Annotated in this window: 1 pseudogene; it reads right to left on the reverse strand. The window is 58.8% G+C overall.

Annotated features, from left to right (window positions below):
- Positions 1–257: pseudogene (locus SB816_RS33130) on the reverse strand (hypothetical protein); the annotation flags it as partial.

Consider the following 257-nt stretch of genomic DNA (forward strand, 5'->3'; position numbering starts at 1 on the left):
TCTGTTGAGTGGTCAGATCCACCGGCAGATAGATCATCCAACCGACGCCGGGGCGATCCTGAAAAGCCTGCTTCTCCGTGTAGCCGTCAGGCGCGGCCGAGATCACGGCCGGCGAAAATTCCTGTGCGGTCTTGACCACAATACTAACCACAACGTTCTTGTTGTCGATGAATGCCCCGCGAGCGCCTATTGATACCGTATCGGGGAAATGCCCGCCGCACGCGAAGACCTCGACCGATGCGCCGATGGAATCGTCG

The sequence above is a fragment of the Achromobacter sp. SIMBA_011 genome (assembly GCF_046535435.1).
In the GTDB taxonomy this organism is placed as follows: Bacteria; Pseudomonadota; Gammaproteobacteria; order Burkholderiales; family Burkholderiaceae_B; genus Achromobacter; species Achromobacter dolens.